The sequence below is a fragment of the Streptomyces spectabilis genome (assembly GCF_008704795.1).
Classification (GTDB): Bacteria; Actinomycetota; Actinomycetes; order Streptomycetales; family Streptomycetaceae; genus Streptomyces; species Streptomyces spectabilis.
Map to the genome: position 1 here is coordinate 8,850,346 of NZ_CP023690.1, position 17,558 is coordinate 8,867,903.

Annotated in this window: 15 protein-coding genes; 4 read left to right on the plus strand and 11 right to left on the minus strand. The window is 73.8% G+C overall.

The annotated features are described in order from the left end of the window. Nucleotides 1-34: 34 nt before the first annotated feature. Nucleotides 35-688: an HAD family acid phosphatase gene (locus tag CP982_RS37520; protein WP_150514558.1), complete on the minus strand. Its 654-nt coding sequence runs from the start codon at nucleotides 686-688 to the stop codon at nucleotides 35-37. 297 nt (nucleotides 689-985) lie between these two features. Here CP982_RS37520 and CP982_RS37525 point away from each other — a divergent pair, with 297 nt between their 5' ends. Further along, nucleotides 986-2,026: a lactonase family protein gene (locus CP982_RS37525; RefSeq protein WP_150514559.1), complete on the plus strand. Its 1,041-nt coding sequence runs from the start codon at nucleotides 986-988 to the stop codon at nucleotides 2,024-2,026. A 90-nt stretch (nucleotides 2,027-2,116) separates the two neighbouring features. On the opposite strand, the gene CP982_RS37530 is transcribed toward CP982_RS37525, so the two are convergent. The 10 genes from CP982_RS37530 to CP982_RS37575 form a co-directional block, all read right to left on the minus strand. Beyond that, nucleotides 2,117-3,046 carry a sirohydrochlorin chelatase gene (locus tag CP982_RS37530; protein ID WP_150514560.1) on the minus strand — a complete coding sequence of 310 codons (930 nt, stop codon included), beginning with the start codon at nucleotides 3,044-3,046 and terminating at the stop codon, nucleotides 2,117-2,119. Between the two features lie 237 nt (nucleotides 3,047-3,283). Further along, on the minus strand, nucleotides 3,284-4,288 hold the full coding sequence (locus tag CP982_RS37535; protein ID WP_150514561.1) for an N-acetylglucosamine kinase: 1,005 nt from the start codon (nucleotides 4,286-4,288) through the stop codon (nucleotides 3,284-3,286). Next, nucleotides 4,285-4,962: a uracil-DNA glycosylase gene (locus tag CP982_RS37540; RefSeq protein ID WP_150514562.1), complete on the minus strand. Its 678-nt coding sequence runs from the start codon at nucleotides 4,960-4,962 to the stop codon at nucleotides 4,285-4,287. Before CP982_RS37540 ends, CP982_RS37535 begins: the two co-directional genes overlap by 4 nt. Nucleotides 4,963-5,054: 92 nt before the next feature. After that, nucleotides 5,055-5,546, minus strand: a complete 492-nt coding sequence (locus CP982_RS37545) for a methyltransferase family protein (protein ID WP_150514563.1) — start codon at nucleotides 5,544-5,546, stop codon at nucleotides 5,055-5,057. 42 nt (nucleotides 5,547-5,588) lie between these two features. Beyond that, nucleotides 5,589-6,674, minus strand: coding sequence for a WD40/YVTN/BNR-like repeat-containing protein (locus CP982_RS37550; RefSeq protein WP_150514564.1), 1,086 nt, complete (start codon nucleotides 6,672-6,674; stop codon nucleotides 5,589-5,591). Nucleotides 6,675-6,847: 173 nt separating this feature from the next. Next, on the minus strand, nucleotides 6,848-7,801 hold the full coding sequence (gene mmuM, locus CP982_RS37555; RefSeq protein WP_150514565.1) for a homocysteine S-methyltransferase: 954 nt from the start codon (nucleotides 7,799-7,801) through the stop codon (nucleotides 6,848-6,850). After that, on the minus strand, nucleotides 7,798-9,882 hold the full coding sequence (locus CP982_RS37560) for an ABC transporter ATP-binding protein (RefSeq protein WP_150514566.1): 2,085 nt from the start codon (nucleotides 9,880-9,882) through the stop codon (nucleotides 7,798-7,800). Before CP982_RS37560 ends, mmuM begins: the two co-directional genes overlap by 4 nt. Before the next feature lie 12 nt (nucleotides 9,883-9,894). After that, nucleotides 9,895-10,812 carry an ABC transporter permease gene (locus CP982_RS37565; protein WP_150514567.1) on the minus strand — a complete coding sequence of 306 codons (918 nt, stop codon included), beginning with the start codon at nucleotides 10,810-10,812 and terminating at the stop codon, nucleotides 9,895-9,897. Continuing rightward, entirely contained in the window at nucleotides 10,809-11,759 is a 951-nt protein-coding gene (locus CP982_RS37570) for an ABC transporter permease (RefSeq protein WP_150514568.1), read from the minus strand. Before CP982_RS37570 ends, CP982_RS37565 begins: the two co-directional genes overlap by 4 nt. Next, nucleotides 11,756-13,609, minus strand: coding sequence for a peptide ABC transporter substrate-binding protein (locus CP982_RS37575; RefSeq protein WP_150514569.1), 1,854 nt, complete (start codon nucleotides 13,607-13,609; stop codon nucleotides 11,756-11,758). Before CP982_RS37575 ends, CP982_RS37570 begins: the two co-directional genes overlap by 4 nt. A 226-nt stretch (nucleotides 13,610-13,835) precedes the next feature. On the opposite strand from CP982_RS37575, the gene CP982_RS37580 reads away from it, so the two are divergent. From CP982_RS37580 to CP982_RS37590, 3 genes are read left to right on the plus strand one after another with little or no spacing between them, the layout of a single operon-like run. Next, entirely contained in the window at nucleotides 13,836-15,047 is a 1,212-nt protein-coding gene (locus tag CP982_RS37580; protein WP_150514570.1) for an ROK family transcriptional regulator, read from the plus strand. 2 nt (nucleotides 15,048-15,049) lie between these two features. Beyond that, entirely contained in the window at nucleotides 15,050-16,642 is a 1,593-nt protein-coding gene (locus CP982_RS37585) for a M81 family metallopeptidase (RefSeq protein WP_150514571.1), read from the plus strand. A 56-nt stretch (nucleotides 16,643-16,698) separates the two neighbouring features. Continuing rightward, nucleotides 16,699-17,514 (plus strand): transporter substrate-binding domain-containing protein, encoded by an 816-nt coding sequence (locus tag CP982_RS37590; protein ID WP_150514572.1) that lies wholly within the window; start codon nucleotides 16,699-16,701, stop codon nucleotides 17,512-17,514. The last annotated feature ends 44 nt before the right edge of the window (nucleotides 17,515-17,558 follow it).

A 17,558-nucleotide genomic window follows, 5' to 3' on the forward strand; every position in this document is an offset into this window, starting at 1 on the left:
GCAGGGGGCACAGGGGCGTGTCGCGGTGGGGACGTCAGGAGAGCTGGCCGTCGTAGTCGGGGAGCTTGAAGGTGCGCTCCGCGTGGCCGCCCACGAGGTCGGACGGGCGGTTGCCGACGTTCGCGATGATCGTGTAGCCCTTGGCCTCGAGGCCGGCGCGGCTGCGCGTCTTGTAGGCGCTGACCTCGTCGAAGAGGTCGGGAAGCGCGCGCACGTAGAGGCCGTTGACGGGGTAGCCCCGGGCCTTCAGGTTCGCCTCGGTGACGCTCTTGATGATGCCGGGCCGCGCGGTCACGAAGAACACGGAGACGCCGCGCGACGCGGCGTAGTCGGCGAGTTCGAGGGAGGGCTTCACGGCCGGGGTCGGCAGCTGCCACCAGGGGTGGAAGTCCGTCTCCAGGGTGGTGTTGTCCACGTCGAAGACGACCGCGAGCTTCTGCCCGGCCGCGCCCGCGGTGCGCTGCTTCACGTACGGCAGGGCCCGGTCGACGACGGCGCGCACGTCGCGCTGCCAGGTGGCGTAGTCGACGTCGGCCGCCCGGGCCTGCGCCGCGCCGACGGGAGCGCCGCCGACGGAGGTGCCCGGCGCCGCGTGCGCCGAGGAGACGGACGTCGCCGTCGCCCCCAGGCCCACCGCTATGACCACCGCTGCCGTACTGATCCGCTGACGCACGCCGTGCCGTCCCATTCCGGTTTCCCCTCTGCTGTTGTGCTCTGGCGGCCGACGGTTCCGTGCCGTCGACCCAGTGGTTCCGACGCGGCGCCGTGGCCGCGTGTGTCATGGTCACGGTGAGGGGTGGAGGGCAGGCGGACTTTTGGTTACCGGCTGGTAGAGGATTCCTGGCGGCCGGGGTGCGATCCACCCCCTATTGGTCCAGACCACCTGCTACCGTCGGCCCCACGCGCGCCGTTCGGCGCGGGCCGGCTTGGGGACGCGACGCGGTGAGCACGAGGTGCGGCACCGGCGCGGAGAGAGGGGCGAGCAGTGGGCGACAGGCAGGTACGGCGGGCATACGTCGGGTCCTTCACGGCGGCGGGCGGGCCCGGCGTCGTCAGCGCGGCGTTCGACCCCGACAGCGGGGCGCTGACCGTGCTCGCGGCCACGGACGCCGTCGCCGACCCCTCGTACCTCGCGCTCGCGCCCGGCGGGGACACCCTGTACGCGGTGAGCGAGACCTCCGACGGCGCCCTCGCCGCCTTCCGTGCCGGGGACCGGCCCGAGCTGCTCGCCCGGCCCGTGCCGGTGCGGGGCGACGCGCCCACGCACCTCACGCTGCACGACGGCCACGTCATCGCCGCCAACTACGGCTCCGGCAGCCTCACCGCCGTCCCCGTCAACGCCGACGGAAGCCTCGCCCCCGCCCCGGCGGACGTCCTGCGCCACGAGGGCTCGGGCCCCCACCCGCAGCGCCAGCAGGCCCCGCACGCCCACCAGGTCCTCGCCGACCCGAGCGGCCGCTGGGTGGTGAGCGTCGACCTCGGCACCGACTCCGTGCGCGTGTGCGCCCTCGGCACCGACGGACGGCTCTCCCTGCACCACGAGGTCGCGCTCCGGCCCGGCTCCGGGCCCCGCCATCTGGCCTTCCACCCGCGCGGCGGGTACGCGTACGTCCTCAACGAGCTGGCGCCCACGCTCACCGTCTGCGCCTGGGACGCCGCCGACGGCACCCTCAAGCCGCTGACCGAGACACCGGTCCTCGCCGGGGCGCCGGACGGCGACGCCTACCCCTCCGCGATCGTCGTCGCGCCCGACGGCCGCTTCCTGTGGACGGCCACGCGCGGCGAGGACGTCCTGTCCGTCTTCGCCCTCGACCCGCGGGGCGACACCGCGCGCCTCACGGCCACCGTGCCGTGCGACGGCCACTGGCCGCGCGACCTGGCCCTCGACCCCTCCGGACGCTTCCTGTACGCGGCCAACGAGCGCTCCGGCGACGTCACCTGGTTCGCCGTCGACCCGGACACCGGGCTGCCGCGCCGCGCGGGCGCCGTGGCCGTCCCCGCGGCCTCCTGCGTGGTCTTCGGCTGAGTCCCGCCGCATTCCCGGATACGCGCATACGCCGATGGGCCCGCCCCCAGGACAGGGGGTGGGCCCATCGGCATGAGGGACGTCCGGGCGTCAGCGCACCGGCGCGCCCGACGGCTGCGGGGCGATGCCCAGCGCCGTCGTGTACTTCGACAGGGCCAGCTTGCCGATCGCCGGGTAGGCGCCGAGCGGCTCGGCGACGGCGCAGCCCGCGTCCCTGGCCGCCGCTTCGAGCAGGCTCGCGTCGACCTCGGGGCCGATCAGGTAGGGGGCGAGCGCGAGCTGGTGCGAGCCCGAGCCGCGCAGCTGCTGGGCGGTCGCAGCGACGGAGCCCTCCACGTCCAGGGCCGCCGCCATCACCGGCACCGCGAGGCGCGCCGCGAGCAGCATGCCGGTGATCCCGGCGGCCTGCACGGCCTCCTCGCCGCCGACCGCGGCGAGGACGATGCCGTCCGCCGCGGTGGCCACCGTGAACAGGCGGGCGCGGTCGGCGCGGGCCAGACCGGCCTCGGACAGGCGCACGTGCAGCGCCTCCGCGAGCAGCGGGTGCGGGCCGAGCACGTCGGTCAGCTCGACGGCGGCGCGGCTGTCCACCAGGTCCTGCTGGACCCGGTGCAGCAGCGCGCCGTCGGGGCCCGCGAGCAGCGGTACGACCACGGCGTCGGGGCCCTCGGGCTCCTTGGCCTCGACGCCCGCGGCCAGCGCCTGCTCGTAGCGGGCGACGCGCTGGGCCGCGGTGTGCGCGAGTACGGCCCGGAGCGTGGGGAACTCCGCGGAGTCGGTGTCCTCCCCGTCGACATAGCCGATGCGCACGTCCAGGCCGGGCAGCTCGGAGCGCGCGATGCTGGCGGCCTCGTCGGCGAGGCCGCGCGCGGTGGTGCTGGGGACGCCGGGTACGGCGAGGACGAGCGCGGGCGCGCCCTCGGGAGCCGCGACGGGCTCCGGGCGTCGGTGCCGGCCCGGCTGGCGGGGGCGCGGCATTCGTACAGGCAGGCCGGATGCGGGCCCAGTGGGGGAGCTCATGGCGCCGCATGCTACTGGCTTGTGGGGCTTCCCTGTTCGGGGAGGGTGCAGGTCAGAGGCATTAGTCCGCTTTGTCGTGCCGGTTTGTCGGATTGTGCGGACGTCACCCTTCCGGTTGCCTCACGCAGGGTCGCGCGGACGCGGTCGCCGGGCCCGGAACGAGACCCGTCGCCGCGCGCACGACACCTGCTCACCGGTCACGTGCTCAGCCGCGTGAGCGTTGCCCTGCGCGCGCACTCACGCACGTGTCGTCACGTGCAACAGGTGAGGATCGTGCGGCAGCTTGAACCTGCCGTCGGCGAGGTCGGCGGCGATGCGGACGGCGCCGTCCAGCGGGTCGCCCGCGGCGGGGACGCGGCGGGCGTGCGGAAGACGCTCCGTCAGTTCCGCCTCCAAGGGGGCGAGGAGGACGTCACCGAGCTTCAGCAGGCCACCCGTGAGGGCGACTTCGCACTCCCCGGAGGCCGGGCACGCGGCGGCCGCCGCGTCGGCGATGTGCCCGGCCGCCGCCCGCAGGACGCCGACCGCCACCGGGTCGCCGTCCGCCGCGCACCGGCCCACGTCGGGGGCGAACGAGGCGAGCACCGCGGGCCGGTCGGGCCGCGGATACAGCAGCCCCGGGAGACCGGACAGGGGTGCGCCGAACCTGGCCTCGGCGCACGCCCGCAGCGCGGCCGAGCCGCCGCGCCGCCCGTCGAAGGACCGGAGCGCCGCCTCCAGGCCCGCCCGCCCGATCCACGCGCCGCCGCCGCAGTCGCCGAGCAGATGGCCCCAGCCGTCGGCGCGCCGCCACGCCGTCAGGTCCGTGCCCGTCGCGATCAGGCCGGTGCCCGCGGCGACCACCACGCCGGGCCGCTGGCCGAGCGCGCCCGCGTACGCGGTGACCGCGTCGGCGGCGAGCGCCACCCGGCGCACCCCGAACAGCTCCGCGAGCGCCGACGGCAGCCGGTCGCGCAGGTCCTCGCCGAGCGACGCCATCCCGGCCGCGCCCACCGCGACGGCCGTCAGCCGGGTCCCGTCGGGCGCCTCGGCCAGCAACTCCCGTGCCATCGGCTCCAGTTGCTGAAGCAGGTGCGCGGCGTCGATCCCGCGCGGCCCCGTCCGCACCGGCTCCTCGGAACTCCTCGGCGCCGGGCGGCGCGACCCGTCCGCGACGCCGAGCGCCACGCGCAGGCCGGAGCCGCCCGAGTCCACGCCGAGGACGGCGCTCGCCCCCGTCCCCGCGCCGGGGGCGGCCGTCACGGCAGCCGCCAGTCCACCGGTTGCGCGCCCTGGCGCACCAGCAGGTCGTTGGCCCGGCTGAACGGGCGCGAGCCGAAAAAGCCGCGGTCCGCCGACATCGGCGACGGGTGCGAGGACTCCACCGACGGCAACTGGCCGAGCAGCGGCCGCAGATTGCGCGCGTCGCGCCCCCACAGGATCGACACCAGCGGGCGGCCGCGCGCCGCGAGGGCCCGGATGGCCTGCTCGGTGACCTCTTCCCAGCCCTTCCCGCGGTGCGCACCCGGCTTGCGCGGGGCCGTCGTGAGCGCCCTGTTGAGCAGCAGCACGCCCTGCTGGGTCCACGGTGTCAGATCGCCGTTGGACGGCTGGGGCAGACCCAGGTCGGCGTTCAGCTCCCGATAGATGTTGATCAGGCTGCCCGGCAGCGGTCTGACGTCCGGCGCCACCGAGAACGACAGGCCCACCGCGTGTCCGGGGGTGGGGTAGGGGTCCTGGCCGACGATCAGGACGCGCACCTCGTCGAACGGCTGCTGGAAGGCGCGCAGCACATTCGGCCCCGAGGGGAGATAGGTACGTCCCGCGCCGATCTCCGCGCGCAGGAAGTCGCCCATGGAGGCGATCTGTTCGGCCACCGGCTCCAGGGCCTTGGCCCAGCCGGCTTCGACGATTTCATGCAAGGGTCGTGGTGCCACGGAGCGTCACTCTACTGCCGTACACGCGGGCCCGTTCACCCGATGGTCCGCGCCCCCGGCCGGGGCCCCGCGCGTCGGCCCCGGCCCGGCCGTCAGCCCCGCCAGGGCCGCGGCCGCGGCAGCCAGCCGGGGACGGCCCCGCGGTAGCGCTCGTACGCCGTGCCGTGGGCGCGCAGCAGGGCGGGCTCCTCGTACCACCTGGCGAAGGCGGCCATGACCGCGCCCGCGACCAGGGCGTAGCCCAGCAGGACCGGCCGGGCGAGGAGCAGCCCCTGCCCGGCGATGGCGGCCACCACGGCGACGTACATCGGATTGCGCACGTGCCGGTACAGGCCGCCCACGACCAGGTGCTCGGTCGGTGCCACCGGCGCCGGGGTGCCCAGGCCCTCGGTCACGAACCGCACGAAGGCGTGGACGAGCACCGCCGCACCGGCCGCGAGCGCGACCCCGCCGAGCACCCGCACCGGCAGCCACCAGTGCCCGGCCTGCCACCGCGTGAGCCACCACGGCACGAGCCCGGCCACCGTGCCCGGGGCGAGCGCCATGAACACCGAACTGCCCATCGCCGCGGCCGACTTGCGCATGCCGCCAGTATGGGCGCAGCGGTGCTCTTGGGGAGCCCCTCGTCACGTGAGTACGGCAGCGCGGACGCACAGCACGTCCGGGAGGTGCGTGATGAGTTCCTGCCAGGTGTCGCCGTCGTCCGCCGACGCGTACACCTCGCCGTTGCGGTTGCCGAAGTACAGGCCCGCCGGGTCGGCGCCGTCGGTGCACATGGCATCCCGCAGCACCGTGCCGTAGTGGTCGCCCTGGGGCAGGCCCGCGCTGAGCGGCTCCCAGGTCTTGCCCGCGTCCTGGGTGCGGTAGACGCGACAGCGGTGGCCCGCGGGGACGCGGTCCGCGTCCGCGGTGATCGGGAAGACGTACGCGGTGTCGGCCCGGTGCGGGTGCGCGACCGCCGCGAAGCCGAAGTCCGACGGCAGGCCCTCGCCGATGTCGGTCCAGTGGGCGCCCCCGTCGTCGCTGCGGTACACCCCCCAGTGGTTCTGGAGATAGAGCCGGTCCGGGTCGGCCGCGTCCTTGGTCACCTTGTGCACGCACTGGCCGAACTCCGGGTTCGGGTCGGGCATGAACACGGCCGACACGCCCGCGTTCGACGGCGCCCAGGTCGCGCCGCCGTCCCGGGTGCGGAACACGCCCGCCGCCGACACCGCGACCGTCACCGCGTCCTTGTCGCGGGCGTCCGTCAGGATCGTGTGCAGGCCCTCGCCGCCGCCTCCCGGCTGCCACTGCGAGCGCGTCGGATGCTCCCACAGCGGACGGACGAGGGAGAAGCTCTCGCCGCGGTCCTCCGAGCGGTAGAGGGCGGCGGGCTCCGTGCCCGCGTACACCACGTCCGGCTCCGCGGCGGCGGGGTGGAGCTGCCACACCCGCTTCAGGGAGGCGCCGGTGTCCTGGGGAAACCTCACCGCGGGCCGTGACGGCTCGGTCCAGGTGCGGCCCAGGTCGTCGGAGTGGAACACCGACGGGCCCCAGTGGGAGCTGTCGCCGCCGACCAGGAGACGCGGCGTGGGGGCGCGGGTGTCGATCGCGATCGAATAGATCGCCTGGGCGTTGAAGTACGGGGCGTCGTCGAACCGCCACGCGCCGCCGGAGCGGCGGGCGATGAAGAGGCCTTTGCGGGTGCCGATGGTGAGCAGGACGTCAGCCATGCCACGCACCTTTCCGGACGTCGTTGTCTCAGGTACGGATCAGTCTGCACCCGGGCACTGACAATCACCCCCGGACGGCGTGTCCGTGCTGGTCAGAGCGGTTTTAAGGGCCCCCGGCGCGCATCGCACGCCCAGGGGGGCGCGCCGTTCCGATCCGGGCTCCGCGCCGGTCCTCAGGCGCCGGGCCCGCGCAGCCGCTCCGCGACCTCCGCGATCGCCTGCGGGCCCACTCGGCAGCAGCCTCCGATCAGCCGCGCCCCCGCCGCGCGCCACGTCGCCACCTGCGCGGCGGTGAAGCGGGACGGGCCCTGCCAGGAGCGCGTCGCGGCGTTCCAGGTCTCGCCGGAGTTGGGGTAGACCACCACCGGCTTCCCGGTGACACGTGCGGCCAGGGACACGGCGGCGTCCGCGTCGCGCGGGTCGCAGCAGTTGACGCCCACGGCGAGGATCTCGTCCACGTCCGCCGCCAGGGCGAAGGCCTCGGCCAGGGGCTGGCCCGCGCGCGTGCGGGTGCCGGAGACGCTGTACGAGAGCCAGGCGGGCACGCCGAGGCCGCGGACCGCGCGGAGCAGCGCACGGGCCTCGTCGGTGTCCGGGACCGTCTCCAGGGCGAGGACGTCGGGCGCGGCGTCGCAGAGCACTTCCAGACGGGGCCGGTGGAAGCGCTCGAGGGCGGCCACGCTCAGGCCGTAGCCACCGCGGTACTCCGAGCCGTCGGCGAGCATCGCCCCGTACGGACCCGCCGACGCGGCGACCCACAGGGGGCGGGGCGCGCCGCTGAGGGCGGCGGCCTCGCGGGCCAGCGTCACGCTCAGCCGGAGCAGCTCGGCCGTGCTGACGGCGTCGATGCCGTGCCGTGCGAAGCCCTCGAAGGTGGCCTGGTAGCTCGCGGTGATGACGACGTCCGCGCCCGCCTCGTAGTACGCGCGGTGCGCCGCCCGCACCGCGTCCGGGCGCTCGGCGAGCAGCCGCGCCGACCACAGGTCGTCGGACAGGTCGTGCCCGGCGGCGGCCAGCTGGTTGGACAGTCCTCCGTCGAGCACGAGTGGCCCGCGCGCGAGGGCCGCCGCCAGGCCCGTCGCACCGCCGCCCCCCGCGCCCGCCCCCGTACTCGCTGCCTCGTTCATACCGTCGACGCTAGCCGAGGCGCGGTAAGAGGGAAGTGACAGGCGACCCGATGGTCCGCGCCGTTCGGTGTGGTGACCGGTGGCTCCACGGTCGCGCAGACGTCCTGGGCGAGCGGGCAGCGGGTGCGGAAGCGGCAGCCGGACGGGGGTGCGGCGGCCGACGGGGTCTCGCCGGTCAGCGGGGAGCGGGCGGCGGTGGCGGCGCTCGGGTCGGGGACGTTCACGGTGTCGAGCAGGCCGCGCGTATAGGGGTGCAGCGGGTGGGCGTACACGCGCGCCGCGGGTCCCGACTCCACCAGCTTGCCCAGGTACATGACGCCGACGGTGTCGGCGAGGTGCCGGATCACCGCCAGGTCGTGGGAGATGAACAGATAGGTCAGGCCGCGCTCGCGCTGCAGGTCCCGCATCAGGTTGAGGATCTGCGCCTGCACGGAGACGTCGAGGGCGGAGACCGGTTCGTCGGCGACGACCAGGTCGGGGGAGAGCGTGAGCGCGCGGGCCAGGCCGAGGCGCTGGCGCTGGCCGCCGGAGAACTCGTGCGGGTAGCGGTGCACGGCGCCGCGCGGCAGGCCGACCGCGTCGAGCAGCTCGCCCACCAGCTTCTCCTGGTCGGCGCGGCCGCCGACGCGCTGGATGACGAGCGGTTCGCGCAGGATCTCGCCGACGCGCATGCGCGGGTCCATGGCGGCCGTCGAGTCCTGGAACATCAGCTGGACGCGGCGCCGGTGCGCGCGCCGCTCCGCGCGGGACAGGGCGGCGAGGTCGCGGCCGTCGAAGCGGACCGCCCCGGCCGTCGGCTCCTCAAGCCCCGCGACGATCCGGCCGAGCGTCGTCTTGCCGCACCCGGACTCGCCGACCATGCCGTACGTCTCGCCTCTGCGCAGGGTCAGGGACACGCCGCCGACCGCGCTGACCGTGCCCCGGCGCCGGGCGAACGCGCCGCCGGGGAGGGGGAACTCCTTGGTGAGCGCGTCGAGTTCCAGCAGGACGCCGCCCGGCTCGGCGGCCACGGCCGGAGGCGGTGTGACCAGCTCGTCCTCGGACGCCTCGGCGTCGTGCGGCACGGGGTGGAAGCAGGCGAACCGGTGCTCCGGGCCCTGGAGTTCGTCGTCCACCGGCTCCGGTTCGCGCTCGTGGCACGCGTCCGTCGCGAAGGCGCAGCGCGGGGCGAAGCGGCAGCCCGTGAGGCGGGTCGTCAGGCTCGGCGGCAGGCCGGGGATGGTGTGCAGCTCCGTGCCGCTGTCGGCGGCCCGCTCGGGCAGGGCCGCGAACAGCGCCTCGGTGTAGCGGTGCCGGGGGCGGGCGAACAGGCCCCGCACGTCGGACTCTTCGGCGACCTTGCCCGCGTACATCACCGCGACGCGGTCCACCCGGCTCGCGATGACACCCAGGTCGTGGGTGACGAGGATCATCGCCATGCCGAGCGTCCGGCGCAGATCGTCCACCAGCTCCAGGATCTGGGCCTGCGTCGTCACGTCGAGCGCCGTCGTCGGCTCGTCGGCGATCAGGAGCTTCGGCTCGCACACCAGGGCCATGGCGATCGCCACGCGCTGGCGCATGCCGCCGGACAGCTGGTGCGGATAGGCCTTCACGCGCTCGGACGGCCGGCCCATGCCGACCAGGCGCAGCATCTCCTCGGCGCGTGTCCACGCCTCCTTGCGGCCGATGCCCGGGCGGTGCAGGAGCAGCGGCTCGGCGATCTGCGCGCCGATCGTCATGGTGGGGTTGAGCGAGGTCAGCGGGTCCTGGAAGATCATCCCGATGGTGTTCCCGCGGATGTCCTGGAGCACGGGCGCGGGCGCGGCGGCCAGGTCGTGGCCCGCGAACAGGACGCGGCCGCCGGTGATCCGGCCGCCGGGCGGCAGCAGCCCGAGGACGCTCAGCGCGGTCATCGTCTTGCCGCAGCCCGACTCGCCGACGATGCCCAGGGATTCGCCGGGCGAGACGTCGAGCGAGACGCCGTCGAGGGCGTGCACGGTGCGGTCGCGCGCCTCGATGTCGACGCGCAGGTCCTCGATGCGCAGCAGCGGCCCGTCCGTGGACCGCGGCGCGGAGGTGTCGTGGGGCAGAGCGTGAGCCATGTCGTCGAGTCCCTACTTCCGCAGCCGTACTTCGAAGGCGTCCCGCAGCCCGTCACCGATGAAATTGAACGCGGCGACGACCAGCACGATCGCGATGCCCGGCGGGAAGATCAGCCACCAGTAGCCGTTCTGCGTGTACGTGATCCCGGCGGACAGCATCGAGCCCCAGTCGGCCGAGGGCGGCGGGATGCTCAGGCCGAGGAACGCCAGATAGCTGACGTAGAGGATGGCGTCGGCGATCTGGAAGGTGCAGTTGACGATGACGGTGCCGATCGCGTTCGGCACGATGTGCTTGAAGACCGCCCGCGCGCCACCGCCGCCCATCATCCGCATGGCCTGGACGTACTCCCGGTCGCGCAGCGACAGCGCCTCGCCGCGCACGAGGCGGGCCGGGGAGAGCCAGGCGACGGCCGCGATGACGAGGACGAGCACGCCCTTGCTCGGCGTGATGATCGCGGCGACCACGACGAGCAGGAACATCGCGGGGATGGCGAGCGCCGCGTCGGTGATCCGCATCATCGCGGCGTCCACCCAGCCGCCGAAGTAGCCGGACACCGCTCCGTACACGGTCCCGAAGAGCGTCGCGAGGAGCCCCGCGGCGAGGCCGATCTCCAGCGAGGTCCGCCCGGCGACCATGAGGCGGCCCACCATGTCGTAGCCGAGGTCGGTGGTGCCGAGCAGGTGCCCGTCGGTGCCGGGGGAGAGGTTGGCCTGCGACAGGTCGGTGTGGACCTGCTCGGTGTCGTACAGGAGCGGGCCGAGGTAGCTGAAGGCGAGGAGCAGCGCCAGGACGACCACGCCGGTGAGGGCGAGCTTGTTGCCGGTGAACACGCGCAGGGTGCGGCGGGCGAGCGAGGGCGTCGCGAGCGCGGCCTCCTCGTGGCCCGGCGCGGTCCCGGGAGCCGGGACAGGGGCCGTCGTGGTGGTCATGCCACGCTCCGAATCCGGGGGTCGAGGACGGCGTACAGGATGTCGGTGAGCAGGGAGCCGACGACGGTGGCGATGCCGACGACGAGCGTCACGCCGAGCAGCACGGGGAAGTCCGAGCCCTGGGCGGCGTTCCAGAACAGCAGCCCCATGCCCGGGTAGTTGAACATCGACTCGACGACGAGAGCCCCGCTGAACAGCGTCGGCAGATACAGGCCGAGGAGGGTGGCCAGCGGGATCAGGGCGTTGCGCAGGACGTGCCGGACGAGCACGCGGCGGCTCGACTGCCCCTTGGCCATGGCCGTGCGGACGTAGTCCTCGGTGAGGTTGTCGAGGACGGCCGAGCGCATGTAGCGGCTGAACATCGCCACGATGCCGAACGCCATCGTCACCACCGGGAGCACCAGGCCCGTGAAGTCCCCGAGCAGATCGCCGATCGACTCGCCCTGCGGCGCCTCGGCCGGGAGGACCGGCAGGACCTGCGCGAACACGATGATCATGACGAGGCCGAGGAAGAACACCGGCGTGGCGTACAGCAGGAACGCCAGGCCGGTGAGCGCGTAGTCGGACGCCTTGCCGCGCCGCACCGCCTGGAGCAGCCCAAGGGGCACGGCGATGACGACCGCGAGCGCGGTGGACAGGACCGTCAGGAGCAGTGTCTTGGGCAGCCGCTGCTTGAGCAGCTCGAAGACGGGCGAGTTGAGCTTGTAGGAGTCGCCCAGGTCGCCGGTGAGCAGGCGCTTGAGGTACATGCCGTACTGCGTGGGCAGGGAGCGGTCGTAGCCCTGCTGGTGGTTGAAGTCCTGGATCTGCTGGGGCGTGCCCTTGGGGCCGAGGATGGCGCGTGCGGGGCCGCCGGGGAGCTGGTGCAGCAGCGCGAACACGATGATCGAGACCAGGAAGAGCACGACGAGCGCCTGGAGGAAGCGCTTGAGCAGGAACGCGGTCACTTGGCCCCGCCCTTCTCGCCCCGCGGGGCCTTCTTGACGTAGTACCAGTCCTGCGGCGCGAACGTGACCGTCGGGTTCTGCCCGACGCCCCGCAGGTCGTTGCGGATCACCGACACCTGGTAGGCGGGGTTGGGCATCCACATGACCGGCAGTTGCTCGGCGAGGTACTCGCCGTAGGCGTGCACGGCCTTCATGTCCGGCGCGTACTGCACGGCCCGGATGATCCGGTCGGCCCTCTTGTCGCTGTAGTTGCCGAAGTTGGCGGAGGCGCCGGTGGAGAAGAGCTGCTCGCCGCTGGGGTTGAGCGGGTAGTACCAGCTGCCCGCCGTGCCGAAGAAGGACATGTCCCAGTCGCAGCCGGGGTCCTTGGCCGTGCACGGCACGGAGTTGCCGAGGACCGAGTTGAGCGGCTGCTGACGTACCGTCAGCTCGATGCCCGCCTTGGACAGGGACGACTTGAGCTCCTGCATCATGTTCGTGGTCTCCGTGGAGCCGGACTGGGACAGGAGCGTCAGCTTCAGCGGGGTGTCCTTCGCGATGCCCGCGCCGCACTCGTCGGGGCCCGTGCCGGGGCGTTCGCAGCGCGCGGTGCCGTCGCCGGTCCGCCAGCCGTGGGCTTCGAGCAGCGCCTTGGCCCTGGCCACGGAGAACGGGTACTGGTTGCGCTCCATGGCGGGCGACAGGTACTGGCTCTTCGGCGTGACGGGCACCGGGCCGAGCGTCGGCGTGGCGCTGCCCTGCCAGATGACCTCGCTCATCGCCTTCTGGTCGACGAGGTGCTGCATGGCCTGCCGTATGTAGAGCCGGCGCAGCAGCGGGCCCGCGTGCGTGGAGTTGAAGTTGTAGACGATGTACGTGGCCGCCCAGCCCTCCCAGGGGTCGACGCGGTAGCCCTTGTCCTCGAACTTCTCCTTCTGCGCCATCACCGACGGCGGGATGTAGCCGTAGTCGACGCCTCCGGAGCGCAGCACGTTGTACTCGGAGTCGGCGGTGGTGAAGGGTTTGAAGACGACCTTGTCCAGGTGCGGGCGCTGGGACCGCGGGCCGGTGAACTTCTCGTTCGGCACGATGGTGACCTGGCCGTTGTCGCGCCACCCGGCCAGCTTCCAGGGGCCGTTGACGGTCTTCCACAGCGGGTCGCCGCCGTAGGAGCCGAGGCTCTTGGCATGCCGGGTGAGGCGGGCGAAGACCGCCTTGGCGCCCTTCTTCGTGCGGTCGAAGTCGCCGACCTCGCCGCCGTCGGACGTGGCGCTCCAGGCGTGCTGGGGCAGCGCCCGCATCAGGGTGAGCTGGTTGGCGGTGAACCAGTCCGGGTTGTACGCGCGGCTCAGGCGCAGCCGCACGGTGTGGTCGTCGAGCGTCTCGAAGCGCTTGACGTTGTCGGGCATGGTGCCGACCGAGTAGTTGCCCCAGGAGGCCTTGTTGGCCTTGACGAGGTTGAACCAGAACTCCAGGTCGCGGGCCGTGACCGGGGTGCCGTCGGACCACTTCACGCCCTTGCGCAGCGGCACGGTGACGGTCCTGTTGCCTTCGCTGTACGTCGGCTCGAGGCCCAGGGTGCTCGGGCCGTGCGTGGTCAGCTCGCCCTTCCGCCGGTCCTGCACGGCGTCGTACACCGGCATGAAGAGCAGGCTCTGGATGCCGTAGTTGTACGAGGCGCCGTAGCCGGGCGCGCCGATCGGGAAGATCCAGTTGGGTGTCGCGGCCGGGGGCAGGGCCATGGTGGCGGTGCCGCCCTCGACCGGGGTGCCGCCGGTCGGGCCCATGTCGACGCGGCCGCCTTCGCGGGTGCAGCCGGTGAGGGCCGCGAGCGCGAGGCCCGCGGCCGCGGCCGCCTTCAGTGCACGCATGGTTCGGGAGCCTCCAGGAGCTGCCGGGACCGGGTCCGCACGGGTGAGCGGTGGGAGGGCCGCACGCTAGGCCTGAGGCGAAAAGCAAGTCAAGAGCTTCGTTCGGCAAAGACTGCGAAAAGTCGGGGCCCTGTGGCCATTTCTTCGAAGTACTGGTCAACTTCCTTTGTTGAGCCCTAGTGTTCGGTCGGCATCCGAAACAACTCGTCGAACGTACGGGGGCGATATGGCAAGCGGCGCACACGGCGAGCCCGGATCGGCGCAGCACATCGTGCATCTGGTGTCGTCGGGCGCGGCCACGTCGCGGGCCGATCTCGTACGGGAGCTGGGCCTCGCCCCGTCCACCGTCTCGCTGCGCGTGCAGGAGCTGGTGGCCGCGGGCGTGCTCACCGAGTCCGGCGAGGGGGCGTCGCGGGGCGGACGCCGCCCCCGGCTCCTTCGGGTGCGCACCCAGGGCGGTGTCGCGCTGGCCGCCGACCTCGGCAGCCACCACGCCCGGCTCGGCGCCGTCGACCTCGGCGGCGGCGTCCTGGACCCGGTGGACCTGCCGCACGACATCACGGCGGGGCCCGAACCCGTCGTCGACTGGCTGTGCGACCGCGTGGCCGAACTCGCCGCCCGGCAGCGCGCGGCGGGCCGCACCGTGCGCGCCCTCGGCGTCGCCTTCCCCGGCCCCGTCCGCCCCGGCGAGGGCTGTGTGCTCAGCCCCTCGCGGATGCCCGGCTGGCACCGCTACCCGCTGCGGGACGCCCTCGCCGACCGCCTCGGCATGCCCGTGACCGTCGAGAACGACGCCACGATGATGGCCGTCGGCGAACACCGCGCGGCCCGGCCCGAACTCGACCACCTCGTCGTGGTCAAGGCGGGCCGCGGCATCGGCAGCGGCGTCATCGCGGCGGGCCGCCCGCACGACGGCGCCAACGGCGCGGCCGGGGACATCAGCCACGTCCGCATCGAGGCGGCGGGCGAACGCCCGTGCAGCTGCGGCAACATCGGCTGTCTGGAGACCGTCGCCAGCGGCGCCGCGCTGATCCGCGAGCTCGCCGCGCAGGGCGTCGAGGTGGGGTCCACCGGCGAACTCCTGCGGCTCGTCGCCGACGGCGACCCCCGCGCCACGACCCTCGTGCGCACCGCGGGCCGCCACATCGGCACGGTCCTGTCCGTCGTCGTGAACTTCTTCAACCCGCAGGCCGTGGCGCTCGGCGGCGTGCTCGCCACCGCCGAGCCCCTGGTCGCCGCCGTGCGCGGTGTCCTGTACGAACGCTGTCTGCCGCTCGCCACGGCAGACCTGGAGATCACCACCACGGTGACGGGGCCCGACGCGGGCCTGCTCGGCGCGGGCCTCACCGCCCTGCGCGAGCACCTGGCCGCGCCGCCCCGGGAGCCGGGCGCACCACCGCGCGAGCAGTCCGCCCTCCGCCAGGAAGAGAGTGCCTGACCATGACAAGGACCGAGCCCGTCACCGGCCGCCCGCTGCGCATCGGCATCGGCGGCATCGGCATCGAGTCCTCCACGTTCTGTCCGCACCGCTCCACCACCGGAGACTTCCGCCAGACCCGGGGCCAGGAGCTCCTCGACCGCTACGCGTGGACCCGCGCGGACAGCGACCTCACCTGCCTCGGCGGCCCCGTCGAGTGGGTGCCGCTGCTGCACGCCACGTCCCTGCCCGGCGGTCCCGTGGAGGCCGAGTCGTATCTGACCCTCAAGGACGAACTCGTCACCCGCGTCCGGGGGGCGGGCCCGCTCGACGGGCTCGTGTACGACATCCACGGCGCCATGAGCGTCGTCGGCCTCACCGACGCCGAGGCCGACCTGACCGAGGCGGTGCGCGCGGCCCTGGACTTCGTGGGCACCCCGGACGGCCGGCGGCGCCCCATGATCTCCGCGGCCATGGACCTGCACGGCAACGTCTCGCGCCGCTTCGCCGAGCCCGTCGACCTGCTCACCGCGCACCGCCTCGCCCCGCACGAGGACGCCTGGGAGACCCGCGAGCGCGCCGCCCGCAACCTGGTGCGCTGTCTGCGCGAGGGCAGGCGGCCGCACCGCGCCTGGGTGCAGGTGCCGGTGCTCCTTCCGGGCGAGAAGACGAGCACGCGCCTGGAACCCGCCAAGTCCCTGTACGCCTCGCTCGCCGCCGTCGAGAAGCTGCCCGGCATCCTCGACGCGGCCCTGTGGGTCGGCTACGCCTGGGCCGACGAGCCGCGCTGCCGGGCCGCCGTCGTCGTCACCGGCGACGACGCCGGACGGGCCGCGGCCGAGGCCGGGCGGCTCGCCCGCCGCTACTGGGAGGCGCGGCGCGACTTCGCCTTCGTCGGGCCGACCGGCAGCGCCGACGAGTGCATCGAGAAGGCGGTGGCCTCGGCCAGGCGGCCCTTCCTCATCAGCGACTCCGGTGACAACCCCACCGCGGGCGGCGCGGGCGACCTCGCGTACATGCTGGCCCGGCTCCTGGCCAACGACGAGATCCGCTCGGGGCGCGTCACCGCCGTGCACCCCGGCATCACCGACCCCGCCGCCGTCGCCCGGTGCTTCGCGGCGGGCGTCGGCGCCGAGGTGACGCTGTCCGTCGGCGGCAAGGTCGACGCGGGCCACGGCGGACCGTACGAACTCACCGGCACCGTCGAGGCGTTGCAGCGCGCCACCGACCAGAAGGACCGGGCCGAGGGCGGCGCCTACGACCGGGGCGTCGACATGGCGGCGGTCCGCGTCGGCGGGCTCACCCTGATCCTCGTCGCGCACCGCAAGCCGTTCCACACCCTCGCCGACTTCCTCGGCCCGGCCGATGGCGGCCTCGGGATCGACCCGAGGACGTACGACCTGGTCGTCGTGAAGATCGGCTATCTGGAGCCGGAGCTGTACGACATGGCCGCCGACTGGCTCCTCGCGCTCACGCCCGGCGGCGTCGACCAGGACCTCGAGCGGCTCGGCCACCACCGTGTGGAGCGGCCCCTCTACCCCTTCGACGAGGACGCGTACGACAACGGCGCGGGCCCGGACCTGACGGCGGTCCACCTGCCGCCGCTCACCCCCTGAGAGCCTGTCCGCGAGAGTTCCGGCCAGCGTCGCCCGTACGAGAGGAACCGACCGCCATGAAGCGTGCCGCCACCCTGTCCGCCCTGGTCTGTCTGCTCGCCGTGACCGCGGCCGCGCCCGCCGCGCCCGGCGGCCACGGCACCGCGCACGGCAAGGGCCGGGACAAGGGCAGCCTCCTGGACTCCGTGCCGAAGCGGGGCGTCCTTCGCGTGTGCACCACCGGCGACTACCGCCCCTTCACGCACCGCGAGGCCGACGGCGGCTACCGCGGCATCGACATCGACATGGCGCGGGACCTGGCCAAGTCCCTCGACGCCAAGCCGAAGTTCACCGCCACCACCTGGAAGGAGATTGTCGACGACGTGGCCGACCGCCGCTGCGACATCGCCGTCGGCGGCGTCTCCATCACCCTGCCGCGCGCCCGCAAGACGTACTTCAGCGAGCCGACCCGCGAGGACGGCAAGACCCCGATCACGCGCTGCGCGGACAAGGACACGTACGACACCCTGGACCGGATCGACCGGCCGGGCACCCGGGTGATCGTCAACCCCGGCGGCACGAACGAGCAGTTCGCCCGCGACCGCATCAAGCGGGCCACGATCACCGTCCACCCGGACAACACCACGATCTTCCAGGAGATCGTCGACGGACGCGCGGACGTGATGATGACGGACGCGAGCGAGACCCGCTACCAGGCGAGGCTCCACCCCGAACTGTGCTCGGTCCACCCGGACAAGCCCTTCACCTTCGCCGAGAAGGCCTACGCGCTGCCGCGCGGGGACGAGGAGTTCAAGGAGTACGTCGACCAGTTCGTGCACCTGGCCACCCACGACGGGACGTACGCGGCCTACGAGGCGCAGTGGATGGAGTAAGGGAGCGAGGGAGTGACGGACGTGGAACGGCGCGGGCCGGAGGG